The organism is Clostridium sp. TJA020, from assembly GCF_058310295.1.
Genome location: NZ_JBZEFC010000002.1, coordinates 400,323 through 419,524, shown reverse-complemented (window position 1 = coordinate 419,524; position 19,202 = coordinate 400,323). Strand labels below are relative to the sequence as shown.

13 protein-coding genes are annotated in these 19,202 nt (G+C 27.9%); all 13 read left to right on the top strand.

Going from position 1 to position 19,202, the window contains the following annotated elements; genetic code table 11:
* The first annotated feature begins 138 nt into the window (after positions 1–138).
* Positions 139–1,389: a S41 family peptidase gene (locus AC4FQ1_RS05805; RefSeq protein WP_303127738.1), complete on the top strand. Its 1,251-nt coding sequence runs from the start codon at positions 139–141 to the stop codon at positions 1,387–1,389.
* 8 nt (positions 1,390–1,397) lie between these two features.
* Entirely contained in the window at positions 1,398–2,663 is a 1,266-nt protein-coding gene (locus AC4FQ1_RS05800; RefSeq protein WP_303127739.1) for a PDZ domain-containing protein, read from the top strand.
* A gap of 20 nt (positions 2,664–2,683) precedes the next feature.
* Complete coding sequence (uvrB, locus tag AC4FQ1_RS05795; protein ID WP_303127742.1) at positions 2,684–4,657, top strand: excinuclease ABC subunit UvrB; 1,974 nt, start codon at positions 2,684–2,686, stop codon at positions 4,655–4,657.
* A gap of 193 nt (positions 4,658–4,850) precedes the next feature.
* Positions 4,851–5,297, top strand: a complete 447-nt coding sequence (locus AC4FQ1_RS05790) for a C-GCAxxG-C-C family (seleno)protein (protein ID WP_303127744.1) — start codon at positions 4,851–4,853, stop codon at positions 5,295–5,297.
* A gap of 241 nt (positions 5,298–5,538) precedes the next feature.
* On the top strand, positions 5,539–8,364 hold the full coding sequence (uvrA, locus tag AC4FQ1_RS05785; RefSeq protein ID WP_491169190.1) for an excinuclease ABC subunit UvrA: 2,826 nt from the start codon (positions 5,539–5,541) through the stop codon (positions 8,362–8,364).
* Positions 8,365–8,520: 156 nt separating this feature from the next.
* Positions 8,521–8,994 (top strand): FHA domain-containing protein, encoded by a 474-nt coding sequence (locus AC4FQ1_RS05780; protein ID WP_491148669.1) that lies wholly within the window; start codon positions 8,521–8,523, stop codon positions 8,992–8,994.
* Positions 8,995–9,013: 19 nt separating this feature from the next.
* Complete coding sequence (locus AC4FQ1_RS05775) at positions 9,014–10,234, top strand: FtsW/RodA/SpoVE family cell cycle protein (protein ID WP_303127752.1); 1,221 nt, start codon at positions 9,014–9,016, stop codon at positions 10,232–10,234.
* Position 10,235: 1 nt separating this feature from the next.
* Positions 10,236–11,714 (top strand): peptidoglycan D,D-transpeptidase FtsI family protein, encoded by a 1,479-nt coding sequence (locus AC4FQ1_RS05770; protein WP_491148666.1) that lies wholly within the window; start codon positions 10,236–10,238, stop codon positions 11,712–11,714.
* Positions 11,715–11,838: 124 nt separating this feature from the next.
* Entirely contained in the window at positions 11,839–13,707 is a 1,869-nt protein-coding gene (gene uvrC / locus AC4FQ1_RS05765; RefSeq protein WP_491169208.1) for an excinuclease ABC subunit UvrC, read from the top strand.
* 100 nt (positions 13,708–13,807) lie between these two features.
* Positions 13,808–14,716 (top strand): UDP-N-acetylmuramate dehydrogenase, encoded by a 909-nt coding sequence (gene murB, locus AC4FQ1_RS05760; RefSeq protein ID WP_491169189.1) that lies wholly within the window; start codon positions 13,808–13,810, stop codon positions 14,714–14,716.
* A 264-nt stretch (positions 14,717–14,980) separates the two neighbouring features.
* A complete protein-coding gene (gene rapZ, locus AC4FQ1_RS05755; protein ID WP_303127758.1) occupies positions 14,981–15,859 on the top strand; it encodes an RNase adapter RapZ in 879 nt (292 codons plus the stop codon).
* Positions 15,856–17,229, top strand: coding sequence for a gluconeogenesis morphogenetic factor MgfK (gene mgfK, locus AC4FQ1_RS05750; protein ID WP_303127761.1), 1,374 nt, complete (start codon positions 15,856–15,858; stop codon positions 17,227–17,229). The genes rapZ and mgfK overlap by 4 nt, the downstream gene beginning before the upstream one ends.
* A 271-nt stretch (positions 17,230–17,500) precedes the next feature.
* Complete coding sequence (malQ, locus tag AC4FQ1_RS05745; RefSeq protein WP_491169188.1) at positions 17,501–18,988, top strand: 4-alpha-glucanotransferase; 1,488 nt, start codon at positions 17,501–17,503, stop codon at positions 18,986–18,988.
* The last annotated feature ends 214 nt before the right edge of the window (positions 18,989–19,202 follow it).

Sequence of the window (19,202 nt, the reverse complement as noted above, 5' to 3'; positions counted from 1 at the left end):
AAATATGAATAAAATATTATTATAATAACTCAGTAGGAAGAAATTCCTACTGAGTTTAGTTTAATATGGAAAAATTTTATAATTTAAGTTATACTATTAAATTATATGGCTTGAGAAGATTGAAAGGATGTTGTGGTTATGTATCAGTATAATAAAAAGAAAAATCAAAACAACAAAAAGGTTATCTACATAATGTTAGGTACTCTTTTTGTTGTTTGTTTATGTTTAGGAAGTTTTTATTTAGGGAATTTATTTGCGACTAAGGGATTAGTTCTTGCAACTACTAATTCAAAGGTTGATAAAGAGCTTAAGGAATTTAATAACGTTAAGGAATATAAAGAATTATTTAAAGTTAGAGATGCATTAATAAAGAATTACGATGGAGAAATTAATGATAGCATAGCCGCAGAAGGAGCAATAAAGGGAATGGTTAATTCTCTTGGAGATCCTTATACAATTTATATGAATAAAGATGAATATAAAAAGTTTAAAGAACAAAACTCAGGGGAATATATGGGGATTGGGGTGTATGTTGGTGTTAAAAATGACAAGGTTACAGTTATATCACCAATTGAAGATTCTCCAGCATATAAAGCGGGAATAAAAAGTGATGATGTTATTGTTGCTGTAAATGGACAGCAAGTAGGTAATGATGTAGATAAGGCTACTTCATTAATTACAGGAAAGGAAAAAGAAGAAATAACTTTAACTATAAAGAGAGCTGGTAAAGATACATTTGATGTTAAAGTAAAAAGAGATGTTATAAAAACTGATTCTGTAAAAGGTGAAATGATAGAAAAAAATATTGGTTATATTCAAATAAAATCATTTAATGCAAATGTTACAGAAGATTTTAAGAAAGAAATAGAAGATTTAAAATCAAAGGGTATGAAAGGATTAATATTAGATTTAAGGGGAAATCCAGGTGGCTATCTTAAGGAAGCGGTTGGGGTTGCATCACAATTCATACCAAAGGGAAAATTAATAACGTATACGGTAGATAAATATGATAATAGGTCAGAAGAATTATCAAAGGGTGGTATAGCAGAAGGAATGCCATTAGTTGTACTTGTTGATAAAGGAAGTGCCAGTGCATCAGAAGTTGTTACAGGAGCTTTAAGAGATTATAATGTTGCTACAATTATAGGAACTAACACATTTGGTAAGGGGATAGTTCAAGCACCAGTAGAATTTAAGGATGGAAGTGCACTTAAAGTTACTATATCAAAGTATTACACACCAAATGGAGAAAACATTCATAAAAAAGGAATAAAACCAGATATTAATGTAGAGTTATCTAAGGATGTATTAGGAAAACAATATAATAGAAGTTTAGATAATCAATTTAAAAAAGCATTAGAGATTATAAACCAAAAGGTAAGTAAGTAGGAGGAAAGATGGACTTAATTTTAAACGCAATAAAATCAGTAGCATATATTTTTATAGATCCATTATTTATAATATTTTTAATTGCTATGTCCTTTGTGTTTTATGTAAAAAATAAAAAATTAGCTTTTATGCAAAGAATGATTATAGGGGAGAATATTAATTCTCCCTTAGAATTAACTTTATCTCAAATAACATTAGGAATAATTGCAGGCTTTCTTGCAAGTATATTAATAAGCATTTTAGGAATAACGTTTAAAGAGGGGTCAGGTATAGAGTTAATATTTAGTTTGACTATTTTATCTATATTTTTTAGAGGAAGAGCAATTAAACTTCCTTACTTAGCATTTATTTTTGGAGCTTTAAGTATAGTGTTTACATATTTTAAAATTGGGGGAAGTGATATTAATTTATTTAGAATAAATATTACTTCTTTAATAGCACTTATAGGAGTTATATACATATTAAAAGGTTTTTTAATTATATTTGATGGTAGCAAAGGATCAATGGCAGTATTCTCTAAAAAAGAAGAAAAAATAATTGGAGGATATGTATTGAGTAGAAATTGGATGTTGCCAGTTGCAATATTTATAGCATTAAAATTGAGTGGAGATAGTGCCACAACATCAGACGTTATAAATACTCCATCATGGTGGCCTTTATTAAACTCAAGTAGTATACTTGAATTAATAAAAGTTTCAGTTTTAGTAATGGTTCCTTTTTTTACTTTAATAAATTATAGTGCAACTACTTTTACTAAAACTAAAAAAGAAAAAAGTAGATTAAGCGGAATATATACAATTTTATATGGAATTATAATTATTTTAATTTCAATATTAACAAAGTTTGGACTGGCTATGGAAGTATTAGCAATAGCACTAACCCCTATAATATATGAATTTATATTTAGGTTTGAAAGAAAAATGGAAGATAAAAGAGAACCTATATTTTTTAGTGATGACGCAGGAATATGTGTTTTAGATGTAATTCCTTTTTCAAGAGGATATAATGTTGGAATTAAAGCTGGAGATAAAATAATAAGATTAAATGGTAATAAAGTATTAAATGAAAAAGAAATATATGCATCAATTACTAATAATTATATGAGTGTGGAATTAGAATTAATAGATTTATGTGGAAATAATAAAAAAGTAATGTTTGAAAAAGGAAAAATGCCAGGAATATTACTTGTACCAAAATCTATAGATGAAAATAAGAAAATTAATTTAACGAAAGAAAAAATATTAGAAATGGTTAAAAAGTTAAAGAATAAATAAATTTGAGATGAGGTGAAGTTATGGGTGAATTTAAAATAAAATCAAAGTTTAAGCCTATGGGAGATCAACCAAAAGCTATAGATAAGTTAGTTAAATCTATTAATGAGGGAAATGAATTTCAAACTCTTTTAGGTGTTACAGGTTCAGGTAAAACTTTCACTATGGCAAATATAATAGAAAGAGTTCAAAAACCTACAATAGTGTTAGCACATAATAAAACATTGGCAGCACAACTTTGTTCAGAGTTTAAGGAGTTTTTTCCAGATAGTATAGTTGAATATTTTGTTTCTTATTATGACTATTATCAGCCAGAAGCTTATGTACCTCAAACAGATACATTTATTGAAAAAGATGCATCTATAAATGATGAAATAGATAAGCTTAGACACTCAGCAACATCAGCATTATTTGAAAGAAAAGATGTAATAATAGTTGCTTCAGTATCTTGCATATATGGATTAGGTAATCCAGATGAGTATAAAAAGCTTACAATAAGTCTTAGACAAGGTATGATAAAAGATAGAGATGAAGTAATAAAGAAACTTATTGAAATCCAATATGAAAGAAATGATGTTGATTTTTCTAGAGGAACATTTAGAGTTAGAGGAGATTCTTTAGATATTATTCCAGCATCATCTTCAAGCAAAGGAATAAGAGTAGAATTCTTTGGTGATGAGATTGATAGAATTAGGGAGTTTGATGTTCTTACAGGAAAAATTTTAGGAGAAAGAAATCATGCTCAAATTTATCCAGCATCTCACTTTGCTGCATCAAAAGAAGTTTTAGATAGGTCAATAAATAGAATAGAAGAAGAACTTGAAGACAGGCTTAAAGAGCTTAATTCACAAGATAAGTTGCTTGAAGCTCAAAGGCTTAGACAAAGAACTAATTTTGATATAGAAATGATAAGAGAAATGGGATATTGTAGTGGGATAGAAAATTATTCAAGAATACTAGATGGAAGAGCTCCAGGAACTCCACCAAAAACATTGTTAGACTATTTTCCAAAAGATGATTACTTAATGTTTATTGATGAAAGTCATGTGACGCTTCCTCAAGTTAGAGCTATGTATGCTGGAGATAGATCAAGAAAAGATTCGCTAGTTGAATATGGATTTAGACTTCCATGTGCATATGATAATAGACCATTAAAATTTGAGGAGTTTGAAAAGAAAATAAATCAAGTTGTGTTTGTTAGTGCTACACCTGCAAAATATGAAGAAGAACATTCAAAGGTTGTGGCAGAACAAATAATAAGACCTACAGGACTTTTGGATCCTGAAATTGTTATTAAACCAGTAAATGGACAAATAGATGATTTGTATAGTGAAATAATAAGTACAACAAAGAGAGGTTTTAGAACCTTAATAACAACATTAACTAAAAAAATGGCAGAAGACTTAACTAAGTATTTAATAGAACTTGGTGTAAAAACAACTTATATGCATTCAGATATAGATACAATTGAAAGAATGAAAATAATAAGAGATTTAAGACTTGGAAAATATGATGTTTTAGTTGGAATAAACCTTTTAAGAGAGGGACTTGATATTCCTGAAGTTGCTTTAGTTGCAATTTTAGATGCTGATAAAGAAGGATTCTTAAGATCAGAGACTTCACTTATTCAAACAATAGGAAGAGCAGCTAGAAATTCAGAAAGTAAAGTAATAATGTATGCAGATACAATAACAGGTTCAATGGATAGGGCTATTAAAGAAACAGAAAGAAGAAGAGAAATACAAAAGGAATACAATAAAGAGCATAATATAGTTCCAAAGACAATAATAAAGGATGTAAGGGAAGTAATAGAAGCTACTAAAGTGGCTGAAGAAGAAACTAAGTATGAAATAGAACATCAACCTAAAAATATGACTAAGAAAGAAAGAGAAGATTTAATTAAGAAATATACAGATGAAATGATGGATGCTTCTAAAAATCTTCAGTTTGAAAGAGCTGCTGAACTTAGAGATATGATAAATAAACTTAAAAAATAATAAAAAGCTAATCGGTATTTTAAAGATTATCGGTTAGCTTTTTTATTTATAAGATAGACCCAATTTATAAATTGTTAAAGGAAAATAATTAAATAACGGAAGTGTTTTAATAAAAAAAGTGAAAGAAATATAACAGAATATAATTAAATAATATGATAAAATTATTTTGTATATAATTTAGGAGGCGTTAATTATGAAAGATGAAAGATTACTTAGAATAAAAGAAACAGCTGAAAAATATTACAGAGATGGACAACTGTTCTGTTCAGAATCTATAGTTAAAACTTTAAAAGATGAATTTATGCCAGAGTTAAGTGATGACGTAATAAAATTTGCATCAGGATTTCCAGTAGGAATAGGGAGAGCTGGATGTACATGTGGAGCTTTAACAGGTGCTGTAATGGCTATAGGAATGATATTTGGTAGAAATGAACTAGGTGGAGAAGAGGTAAATAAGACTTTAGAACTATCAAAAGAATTACATGATAGATTTAGAGAAGCAAATAAGCTAACTTGCTGTAGTGTGTTAACAAAAGGTATGGTTATGGGTTCAAAAGAACACAAAGATCAATGTGTAAGATTTACAGGAGAAATGGCAGAGGCTGCTGCTGAAATAATAATAAGAGAAAAAAATTTATAATAAAGAGTTTATACATAAATGAAATAAAAGCTAAACAATATAATATTATATTGTTTAGCTTTTTTTATTCAAATAAAGTATATAATTATTAAATAATATTAATTATTAAAGAACTGAATGAATGGTATAATTGACAATAAAGAGAGATAAATTTAAAATTAATAATGAGAATATATGTTCGTGTATTTAATTATAAACTTAAGTTAAAAATAGATTTATAAGTTAAAAGAGAGGTAGTTATATGAAAGATAAAATTATAATAAAAGGAGCTAAAGTACATAATTTAAAAAATGTTAGTTTAGAAATACCTAGAGATAAGTTAATTGTATTTACTGGACTTTCAGGTTCAGGTAAATCATCATTAGCTTTTGATACATTATATGCTGAAGGTCAAAGAAGATATGTGGAATCTCTTTCAGCTTATGCAAGACAGTTTTTAGGTCAAATGAATAAACCAGATGTTGAAAATATCGAAGGATTATCACCAGCTATATCAATAGACCAAAAAACAACAAGTAAAAATCCTAGGTCAACAGTTGGAACTATAACAGAAATATATGATTATTTAAGATTGCTTTACGCAAGAGTAGGAATTCCACATTGCCCAAAGTGTGGAAAAGTAATAAGCAAACAATCTGTAGATCAAATAATTGATAAAGTTATGGCGTTAGAAGAAAGAACAAAAGTTCAAATTTTAGCACCAGTTATAAGAGGTAGAAAAGGAGCTCATGAAAAATTATTAGAAAATATAAAGAAAAATGGTTTTATAAGAGCAAGAATAGATGGTGAGGTATATGACCTTACGGAAGATGAAGTAAAATTAGAAAAGAATAAAAAACATAATATAGAAGCAATTGTAGATAGATTAATAATAAAAGAAGGAATAGAAAAAAGGTTAACTGATTCAATAGAAACGGCATTAAAGCTTGGAGAAGGATTAGTTATTATTAATGAGATAGGTGGAGAAGATACTCTTTATAGTGAAAATTTTGCTTGTCCTGATTGTAATATAAGTATTGAGGAATTAGCACCTAGAATGTTTTCTTTTAATTCACCTTTTGGTAAATGTGATTATTGTGATGGACTTGGTTCATTAATTGAAATAGATGAAAATTTAATAATACCAAATAAAGATTTAAGTATAATGGAAGGTGCCATAGCTTGTTGGGGTGAAGGTAGACTAAAAGAAGATTCATGGACATTTGCCTTTTTAAAAGCTTTAAGCAAAGAATATAACTTTGATTTAAATACACCAATAAAAGATTTATCAAATGAAGTTGTTAAAGTATTGTTATATGGAACAGAGGGTAAAAGATTAAAGGTTGATTATGTTAAAGATGGTGTAAAAGCAACATATAATTCTGTATGGGAAGGTGAAATAAATGCCCTTCAAAGAAGATATAGAGAAACAAATTCAGATTTAATAAAAGGTGAAATAGAACAATACATGAGTAATAAACATTGTCCAAAATGTAAGGGGGCAAGACTTTCAAAGGAAGCATTATCTGTAACTGTTAGTGATAAAAATATTTATGAATTTACTCAAATGTCTATAAAAGATGAATTAGATTTTATAAAATCTATAAAATTTTCAGAAAAAAATAAAATAATAAGTGAGCAAATATTAAAAGAAATTATTAGTAGATTAGAATTTTTAGTTAATGTAGGATTGGATTATTTAAATCTTTCAAGAAATTCAGGTACATTATCAGGTGGAGAGTCTCAAAGAATAAGACTTGCTACACAAATAGGTTCAGCCCTTATGGGTGTTTTATATATTTTGGATGAACCAAGTATAGGACTTCATCAAAGAGATAATGATAGACTTATAGGAACACTAAAACATTTAAGAGATGTTGGTAATACAGTAATAGTTGTAGAACATGATGAAGATACAATGAGAGCGGCTGATTACATTGTTGATATTGGTCCAAGAGCTGGAGAGCATGGTGGAGAAATTGTTGCGGCAGGTACATTAGAAGAAATAGAGAAAAATGATAACTCAATAACTGCTCAATATTTAACAGGAAAGAAAAAAATAGAAGTTCCAAATGAAAGAAGAAAAGGTAATGGAAATAAAATTACTGTAGTTAAAGCTAAAGAAAATAATCTAAAAAATGTAACGGTAGACTTTCCACTTGGAGTATTGACTATGGTAACTGGGGTATCAGGTTCAGGAAAGAGTACATTAGTTAATGAAATTCTTTATAAAGGATTAAATAAATTAGTTAATAAGAGTAAAAATTCAGTTGGAAATCATAAAGAAATTAAAGGTTTTGAAAATATAGATAAGATAATAGATATAGATCAAAGTCCTATAGGAAGAACACCGCGTTCAAATCCAGCCACTTATACAGGTACTTTTGATATAATAAGAGAATTATTTTCGCAAACACCAGAAGCAAAAATGCGTGGATATAAACCAGGAAGGTTTAGCTTTAATGTAAAGGGTGGAAGATGTGAAGCTTGTTCAGGAGATGGAATTATAAAAATTGAAATGCAATTTTTATCTGATGTATATGTACCTTGTGAAGTTTGTAAAGGAAAGAGATATAATAGAGAAACTTTAGAGGTTAAATATAAGGGGAAAAATATAGATGATGTTCTTAATATGACAGTAGAAGAAGCGTTAGAATTTTTTGAGCATATACCAAGAATAAAAAATAAGCTTCAAACATTATATGATGTAGGACTTGGTTATATAAGACTTGGTCAACCATCAACACAATTATCTGGTGGAGAAGCACAAAGAATAAAGCTGGCATTTGAACTTTCAAAGAGAAGTACAGGAAAAACTTTATATATATTAGATGAACCAACAACAGGTCTTCATATAGACGATGTTAATAGATTAGTTGGAATACTACAAAGGTTAGTTGATTCAGGAAATTCAGTTATTGTTATAGAACACAATTTAGATATGATAAAATGTGCTGATTATATAATAGATTTAGGACCAGAAGGTGGAGATAAAGGTGGTACCATCTTGGGAACAGGAACACCTGAAGAAATATGTAACATAAAAGATTCATATACTGGCCAATATTTACGTAAGATATTAAAGTAAAATAAAATTATGAAATAATTAGCTAGGTTTTAAGATATTTTACTTAAATACCTAGTTAATTATTATATAGTTTATTAATTGTAAGATAAATGTATGAATTTAATGGTATTTTGGTGTATAATCAAAAAGATAAAGTATTTTTTTTGAGGTGAAAAGATGGATTTTTCAAAATTTATTGCAGGTGTATTTGGAATAATTTTTATAGTAATATTATATTTCATAATTGTATACGCCTTAAAAATAATGGCTAAAGATGTTAAAAGCGGTGGAAATCCAAGTACTGCCAATAAAAAAGCTAGCAATAGAAGACCTATACCTAATAAAAAGAGATATCTAGGTATAGAAATAGTAAAGGCTGGTGAAAATACATCGCTAAAAGTTGGGTCGGTAGTCCCTATAAGAGATTTAGCCACAATAGGTAGAAGAAGTAACAATACCATAATATTAACTGATAAATATGTATCAGGAAACCATGCTAGAATAATGGCAAAAAATAATGTACTTATTTTAGAAGATTTAAATAGTACTAATGGAACATATTTAAATGGTGAAAAAATAAATGGTAAGGTTAAGTTATTTCCAAAAGATCAAATTGCTATAGGAACAGCTATATTCAAGGTTATTCCTTAGATAGTGGTGGGGTGATTAAATGAAAAAAGACAATAAAGAAAGAATAATGCTTGGATTAACATATTTATTATGTATAGCTCTTTTTACTAACCTAGCACTTTTAAAAGCTCCTATAGATAAAGATGCATTATATTTAGGTGGAATATTATGTGTAGTTATATTTATTGCTAATTTGATTGTAAGAAAATTTTATCCAGAGGGAGATAAGTTTATTCTTACATTTTCGTGTATTTTAGTAGTTATAGGTATAGCTATGCTTTATAGACTTGATCCAAAGGTTGCAGAAAAACAACTTATTTGGTTTTTAGCAAGTATAGTAGTATTTATTATAGTACTTAAAGCATTTCCTAACTTTAAAAATTTTGCTAAGTATAAAAATTTATACATGATTGGTGTAATAGTGTTTATGCCTATGGCACTTTTATTTGGTAAAGTAGTTTTTGGAGCTAAAAACTGGGTAATAATAGGTCCTATAAGCTTTCAACCTTCAGAGTTTGGTAAAATAGCATTGGTTTTGTATTTAGCAGCTGCTCTTAAGGAATATAAGGTTGGGGATAATTCAAAGGGGAACTTTAAAAATCTTATAAGACCAGGACTTGTAGTAATGTTTAGTTTAGGTTGTATGGTTCTTCAAAGAGATTTAGGGTCTGCACTTATTTTCTTTGGAATATCCGTAACTATGCTGTATATTGCAACAGGAAAGAAAAAGTATATATTTACATGTTTAGGACTTTCAGTAATAGGTTCAATTGGAGCATATAAATTTTTTGGACACGTAAGAGATAGAGTTTTAATATGGAAAAATCCATGGGAATATGCTCAAGATCAGGGATATCAAATAGTTCAAGGTCTATATGCTATTTCTTCAGGTGGAATGTTTGGATCAGGACTTGGAGAAGGGTATCCACAATATGTGCCAGTACATACAACAGACTATATCTTTGCGATAATATGTGAAGAACAGGGTATGATATTTGGTATAGGAATAATGATATTATATTTCTTATTATTTTATAGATGTATAAGAACAGCATTTGTAACTGATGATGAATTTTCACAATTAAGTGCAGTAGGATTTAGTGCTATGATAGTTTGTCAGGTACTTGTTATTATTGGTGGAGTATTTGCAGTAATACCATTAACAGGTATAGCATTACCTCTTATTAGTTATGGTGGTTCATCAATATTAACAATGTTTTTTGCATTAGGAATATTACAGAAAATATCAGAGGAGGGCTAGAATGAAAGGTGATATTAAAAATAGTGTAACAAAAGTAATGATTGTTTTCTTATTTTTACTTATAGCCCTTATATCATATATGGCTTATTTTCAGGTGTTTAAAGCTCCTAAAATTTCAGAGATGCCAGGTAATCAAAGATCATGGGCTAAGAGAAATGAAGTTTTAAGAGGGGAAATAAAAGATCGAGATGGGAATGTAATTGCAAAAAGTGTAAGAGAAAAAAATAATACTCAAAAGAGAGAATATGAGTATGGAGCTTTGTATGCTCATCCAATAGGATATGTTGATAGTAGATTTGGAATATCAGGGCTTGAAAATTCTTATGATAAACAGCTTACAACTTGTACATCATCAAGTTTCAATGAATTACTTCATAATTTTAGTATAGATAATTTAAAAAAAGCTTTTGAAAATAGAAATAATGATAAAAATAAAATAGGAAATACAGTAATTACTACTCTTGATACAAATTTACAAAAAATAGCATATAATGCATTAGGAAATAATAGAGGTGCAGTTGTAGCACTTAATCCTAAAACAGGAGAAGTTATAGCATCTGTTTCAAAGCCTAGTTTTAATCCAAATAATTTAGAAGCTGAAATGAAGAAAGCAAATTCAGGAGATAAATTAAATAGTCCACTTATAAATAGAGTTACAGCAGGAAAATATCCACCAGGATCAACATTTAAAATAATAACAACAGCAAGTGCGCTTGAAAATATTCCAGATGTTACAGGCAAGACCTTTAATGATAGTGGTGAAATTAAATTCCAAGATGGAAAAAATTTAGCTAATGCAGGTGGAGCTTCATATGGAAATATTGATTTAAGAAAGGCATTTATAGTTTCAAGCAATGTTGTTTATGGAACACTTGCTATGCAACTTGGAAATGATAAGTTATTAAAAACAGCAGAAAATTTTGGATTTAATAGTCAGATACCAGCAAATGGTTTTACTATATCTCCAAGTGAATTTCCAAAGCTTGAAAGTTATCAAATTGGTGATATAGCAAGAAGTGGTATTGGGCAAGCAAGTATACTTGCAACTCCTATACAAATGGCACTAGCAACTTCAGCAGTTGCAAATAATGGTGTTATAATGGAGCCACAATTAGTAAAAAGTGTTGTTGATGACAAAGGAAAAACTGTTGAAACAATGAAATCTAAAGAATATAGAAAAGCTATGACTGAAGGTCAAGCTACAATTATTAAAGGATATATGCAAGGATTGGTTCAAAAAAATGTAAAAAGTGGAAAGTGGAGTTTCTTTGATGGAATAAATGCTGCTGGTAAAACTGGAACAGCAGATCACAATAATGCAGATGGTAGTCCTGCAACTCCACATTCTTGGTTTGTTGGATTTGCTCCGGCAAATGATCCTAAGATAGTTGTGGCAGTCATAGTTGAAGAAGGTGGATTTGGAGCTGGAAAAGCTGCAACAGTTGCTGGAAAAGTAATGAATAGTGAATTAAACAAATAAAAAAGAGCATTTATAAATGCTCTTTTTTATTTGTTTAATTTATCTATAATTTAATTATATTTTTATTTTGCTTAAGTGATATAATTATTTATATAATAATTATTATAGCTTGGAGGTGATTAGAATTTTTGATTTTGAATATCAATTAAAGATATTACCAGATAATCCAGGTGTTTATTTAATGAAAAATAATCTTGGAGAAATAATTTATGTTGGTAAAGCAAAAAATTTAAAAAATAGAGTAAGGCAATATTTTAGAAATTCAAAAAATCATTCAGAAAAAGTAAGAGCTATGGTGAAAAATATAGCTGAATTTGAATATATAATTACTGATTCTGAAATTGAAGCATTAATATTAGAGTGTAATTTAATAAAAAAGCATAGTCCGAAATATAACATATCTTTAAAAGATGATAAATTTTATCCTTTTATAAAAATAACTACTAATGAAGACTTTCCAAGAGTTTTTATAACAAGAAATTTTGCAAAAGATGGTAATAAGTATTTTGGACCTTATACTAATGGAGCTGCCGTATATGAAACTATAAATTTAATAAGAAAAGTTTTTCCAATAAGAACTTGTAAAAGATCTATAACTGAAGATGGAGAAAAAACAAGGCCTTGTTTAAATTTTCATATAAATAAATGCAATGCACCTTGTGGCGGTTATGTCTCGAAGGTTGATTATGGAAAAATGATAAATTCAGTAATTGATATATTAAATGGAAAAGATAAAGATGTTACTAAAGAGCTTAAAGAGAATATGGAAGAGGCTGCTAATAATTTAGAATTTGAAAAAGCAGCATCTTATAGAGATAAAATATTAGCAATCGATACTTTAGTTCAAAAGCAGAAAATGTTTAAAATAACTGATGAAGATGAAGATTTTATAAATATATATAGTGATGAAAAAGATAGCTGTGTTCAAGTTTTCTTTTTAAGAGAAGGAAAAGTAACTGGAAGAGAGCATTTTATGATTGAAAATACTTCTGGTGAAGAAGAAAGCGAAGTTATATCTAAATTTATAGTTAGTTTTTATAGTGGGGTTTCTAAAATACCTAAGAATATATATTTACCATATGTTGATGATCATGATATTTTGGAAGAATTATTAACAATAAAAAGAGGATCGAAGGTTTGGATTAAAATTCCTAAAAAAGGCGAGAAGAAAAGTATGTTAGATATGGTAAAGGAAAATGCTAAAATAACTTTACAGCAATTTAAAGATAAAATTTTAAAAGAAAAAGAAATAAATAAAATTTCTTTAGAAGAACTTGCGGAGTTACTTAATTTAGACGATATCCCAAATAGGATAGAAGCTTATGATATATCTAATATACAAGGGGTAGATTCTGTAGGAAGTATGATTGTTTTTGAAAATGGTAAAGCAAAAAATAGTGATTATAGAAGGTTTAGAATAAAAACTGTAAAAGGTGCCAATGATTATGATAGTATGAGAGAAATATTGGCAAGAAGATTTGAACATGGTTTAAAAGAAATAAAAGAGATTCAAGAAAGAAACTTAGTATTTTCAAATGGCAAATTTTCTAACTTTCCTGATTTAATAATGATGGATGGAGGAAAGGGACAAATTAACATAGCTTTAGAAGTTCTAAATAAACTAGGGATAGAAATACCTGTATGTGGACTTGTAAAGGATGATAAGCATCAAACTAGAGGTATTATATATAATAACGAGGAGCTTATAATAAATAGAAGTTCAAATCTTATGCAACTTATAAGAAGAATACAAGATGAAGTACATAGATTTGCAATTACATATCATAGATCACTTAGGGATAAAAGAACACTTCATTCTATATTAGATGATATACCTAATATAGGGGCAAAGAGAAGAAAAGAGCTTCTTATGAAATTTGGTAGTGTTGAAAATGTTAAAAAGGCAACTTTACAAGAATTATTGGATACGCCGAGCATAGATAAAAAAGCAGCTAAAAGTATAATAGAATATTTTAATGGAACTAAAATTTAATTAAAATAATATAAATGTAATAGTAAAAGACTTGTTTTAATTTCCAATTTAGAATATACTAATTAATTGTAAAAAAAATATATTTCAAGGAGTTTTATGGATGAATAAGTATAGTGGATTATTCAAAAACATATATTCAGAAAATCAAATAGAGTTAAATGCAAAAATGCGTGATCATATATATTTCAAGGTTGGTGGACCAGTAGATGTGTTGCTTAAGCCTAATACAAAAGAGCAAGTAGTTAAAACTATAAAAGTTTGTTTAGAAAATAACATTCCTTATTATGTTATAGGAAATGGTTCAAACTTACTTGTTAAAGATGGTGGAATAAGAGGAGTAGTAATTAAGCTTACAGAACTTAATTCAATAAGAGTAGAAGGTAATAAGATTATTGCTGAAACTGGAGCACTTTTAAAGGATGTTTCAAATGAAGCTTTAAACAATAAGTTAACAGGTTTGGAATTTGCTTGTGGTATACCAGGATCTATCGGTGGAGCTGTATTTATGAATGCAGGTGCTTATGGCGGAGAAATTAAAGATGTTATTGAAAGTGCAGAAGTATTATTAGAAGATGGAAGTATAGTAAGTCATAATAATGAAGAGTTAAAATTAGGATATAGAACTTCAAAAGTTATGACTGAAAATGGAATAGTTTTAGAAGCTACTTTTAATTTAAAAAATGGTGAATATGATGATATAAAGAATGTGGTTGAAGACTTAACTCAAAAAAGAGAATCTAAACAACCGTTAGAATATCCATCAGCAGGAAGCACATTTAAAAGACCAGAGGGATATTTTGCAGGAAAATTAATTCAAGATGCTGGACTTAAAGGTTATTCAATAGGTGGAGCAGCTGTATCATCAAAGCACTCAGGCTTTGTTATAAATAAAGGTGGAGCAACAGCTAAAGATATATTAGACATTATAGCTCATATTCAAAAAGAAGTTAAAGATCAATTTGGAGTAGATCTTCATCCGGAAGTTAGAATAATAGGAGAAGATTTATAATTTAATAATTTATAATTTTTAAATAAGCTCATTTTTATGAGCTTATTTTTTATATATTAAACATCAAAAATAATTTTATATTTAATAATGAAAAAAATAAAGAGTTTATTAAGTTATTTAAATAGTCTATAAAATATAAAAGTAGTGATTTATAATATAATTTATTGCTAATATTATAATAGCTACATTGAAGGTTAGATTATATATTAAAAAGTATATATGATATAATTATATATATATAGGACTTTTAAAGGAGGAGTAAGTATGAGATTCGTAATAGTTACAGGATTATCAGGAGCAGGAAAGACAGAAGCAACAAGAAGTTTAGAAGATTTAGGATACTTTTGTGTTGATAACCTTCCACCACAATTAATACCAAAATTTGCTGAAGCATGTAAGAATGGAAATATAGAAAAAGTAGCAATAGTTACTGATATAAGAGGTGGAATATTCTTTGATGATTTATTTGAGAGCTTAGTATACTTAAAAAATAATGATTTTAAATATGAAATTTTATTTTTAGAAGCATCAAATGAAGTATTAGTAAAGAGATTTAAAGAAGCAAGAAGAACACATCCTCTTTCACCAAAGTCTCGTGTACTTACAGGAATAATTGAAGAAAGAAATAAACTTAGAGAAGTTAAAGATAGAGCTGATGTAATAATTGATACATCAAAGTATGCAATTAGAGATTTAAGGGAAAAAATGAATTCATATTATGGTTCAGCAGAAGAGCCAGATAAAGAACTTTCAGTAACTGTTTTAAGTTTTGGATTTAAATATGGTATACCAGTTGATTCAGATTTAGTATTTGATGTTAGATTTATTCCAAATCCATTTTATATACCGGAGTTAAAGCAGTTTTCAGGTTTAGAAGAGCCGGTTCAAAAGTATGTTTTAGAGCAAAAAGAAACAGAAGGCTTTTTGGAAAAACTTATGGATATGCTTAAATTTTTAATTCCTAATTACACTAAGGAAGGAAAGAGACAGCTTATTATTTCAATAGGATGTACAGGGGGAAGACATAGATCTGTTGCAATAGCTAATAAAGTTTATGAGCTTTTATCAAAAGAAGGATATAAAACAGGCATTGAGCATAGAGATATAATTGAAGATGTAAACAAGGGAGAAAAGAAACTATGAGGCTCTCTGATTGGATTAAACCTGGCATTAGAGTTAAGAGATGGATTGCATTTGGATTATTTGGAGTGCTTTTAATAGCATTTGGATTTAATGAATTAGTTACTCATAGAGTTTATGATATTTATTATAAATTATTTTATATATGTCTTAATGTTACTGGGATATTTGTTATATATATATCAATAACAGAGGGAATGAAGTCTGTTATTGCACTTATGAATAAAGGTTATATAAGAATGTCTTTAGATAGTAGAAAGATAGAGACGTTAATAACTGAAAAAAGACTTTTAGTAAAAGGTCCCAAAATAGTTGTTATAGGTGGTGGCACTGGACTTTCAACAATGCTTAGGGGATTAAAATATTATACATCAAATATAACAGCTATAGTTACTGTTGGTGATGATGGTGGAGGTTCTGGAGATTTAAGAGAAGATCTTGGAATGTTACCACCAGGTGATATAAGAAACTGTATATTGGCATTAGCTGATACTGAACCTTTGATGGAAGATCTTCTTCAATACAGATTTAAGGATGGAAGGCTTAAAGGACAAAGTTTTGGTAACTTATTTTTAGCTGCTATGGATGGAGTTTCAGGAAACTTTGAAGAAGCAGTACAAAAGATGAGCTCCGTTCTTGCTGTAACTGGTAAAGTTTTACCTGTTACATTAGATGATATGAAATTAATTGCAGAACTTGAAAATGGAAATACTATAATAGGTGAATCTTATATACCAGAAGAAGCTATAAAGCAGAAATCAAAAATAAATAAGTTATCTATTGAACCTAAAGATGCTAAACCTTTAGAGGAAGCAATTAAGGCAATAGAAGAAGCTGACGCTATAGTTATGGGACCAGGAAGTTTATACACAAGTGTTCTTCCAAATCTTTTAGTAAATGGTATTGTAAGTACAATAAAGAAATCAAATGCTTTTAAAATATATATATCTAATGTAATGACACAACCAGGAGAAACTGATGGATTTAATGTATCGGATCATATAAAAATTTTAAGAAAATATGGTGGGAAAAATATAGTTGATTGTGTTATTGCAAATGTAGGTAGTATAAGCGATTTTATGAAGGAAAAGTATAAGGAAAAAGGATCAGAACCTGTTAAAATTGATAATAAGAAACTAAATGATCTTGGAATCGACATAGTTGAGAAAAATCTTGTAAGAGTAAGTAAAGGAACTATAAAGCATGATTCAGATTATTTAGCACAAGTATTAGTTGAAACTATAATGGAAAAGAAATTATTATATGATAGAAAGAAAATAATTGAGTACATGTATCTTTCACAACGTATAAAAGAGAGAGATAAGACAGAAAAGAAACATAAAAGAGAAAGTACTAATAGTCAAGAAAATTAGTATTTGATTATTTAAATAAAAAGAGCTAAATAGAATTCTTAATATTTAAGGATTTTTCTATTTAGCTCTTTTTTATTGTTATTTTAATTTAAAAATAGAAAATAAATAGTTTTAGAATTTTATTTATGGATATGTAATTTTCGAAATTAATATAAGTATATATAAAATATAATATTAATCTTAAAATTTTAATGATTTTAATTTAACATTATATGTCAATAAAAATTTTTAGAATTAATATTTATGAATTAAACATGAAGGTAGGTATATTATGAAAAGGTCAAGTGGAATTTTAATGCATATATCATCTTTGCCAGGGAAATATGGAATAGGAACATTAGGAAAAGAAGCATTTGAATTTATAGATTTTTTAAATGAGTCTGGACAAACTTATTGGCAAGTATTACCTTTAGGGCATACAAGTTATGGAGATTCACCTTATCAATGTTTTTCTGCATTTGCAGGTAATCCATATTTTATTGATTTTGATAATCTAAGAGAAGAAGGATTTTTAAAAATAGAAGATTATGAAAATATAGATTTTGGTGAAGATAGGGTTAAGATAAATTATTCTACATTATTTAAAAATAAAATGAAAATTTTAAAAAAGGCATATGAAAATTCAAAAGAAATAAATAAAAAAGAAATAGAGATATTTAGGGAAAAAAATAAATTTTGGATTGAAGATTATGCATTTTTTATGGCTCTTAAGGAAAAATTTTCTCTAGTAAGTTGGCAAAATTGGGATGAAAAAATAAGGTTAAGAGATAGAAAAACTTTGTATGAATATAAAGAAATATTAAATGAAGAAATTAATTACTGGATATTTTTACAATATAATTTCTTTAAACAATGGAATAAGCTTAAAAATTACGCAAATAAATTAGGTATTAAAATAATAGGAGACATACCTATATATGTTGCTGAGGATAGTGTAGATGTTTGGTCTAATCCAAAGATATTTCTATTAGATAAGAATAAAAGACCTATAAAAGTTTCCGGTTGTCCACCAGATGCTTTTTCAAAAACTGGACAGCTTTGGGGAAATCCAATATATAATTGGTCTTATTTAGAAAAAACAGATTATTATTGGTGGGTTGAGAGAGTGAGACAAAGTTTAAGTATTTATGATGTTTTAAGAATAGATCATTTTAGAGGCTTTGAATCATATTGGGAGATTCCTTATGGGGACAAAACTGCAATAAATGGTAAGTGGGTAAAAGGTCCTGGAATTAAATTATTTAATGCTATAAAAGAAAAACTTGGAGAAGTTAATATTATAGCAGAAGACTTAGGATATTTAACTAAAGAAGTAATAGATTTTAGAAATAAAACAGGCTTTCCAGGTATGAAGGTATTACAATTTGCTTTTGATTCTCAAGGGGATAGCTACTATTTACCACATAATTATATAAATAATTCAATAGCTTATACAGGTACCCATGATAATGACACAGTAAGAGGTTGGTTTGAGGTTACAGGAAATAAAGAAGATATAAATTATGCTATAAATTATTTAAGACTTACTGAAGAAGAGGGTTATAATTGGGGGATGATAAGAGGGGCTTGGAGTAGTGTATCAAATATATCAATAGCTCTTATGCAAGATTTTTTAAATTTGGGAAATGAAGCAAGAATGAATTTTCCATCAAAATCAGAAGAAAATTGGATGTGGAGAGCTAAGAAAGAAGATTTAACTAATGAATTAGCTAAAAAAATATATGAAATTACTAAAATTTATAGGAGATTAAAAAAGTGATAAAAATATAATAAATAAAAATAATACCTAATAAAAATTTTTAAATTTATTAGGTATTATTTTTATGTTTTCTAATTTATTAAGAAAAAAGTATTAGTTTATGTAAAAATATATATTTCCTTGACAACATTGGTATAATTATTTACATTAAATTATGCTATAATTAAGAATTGTATATAGTTAGATATTAAATGAATTATCGTATATAGAAGGA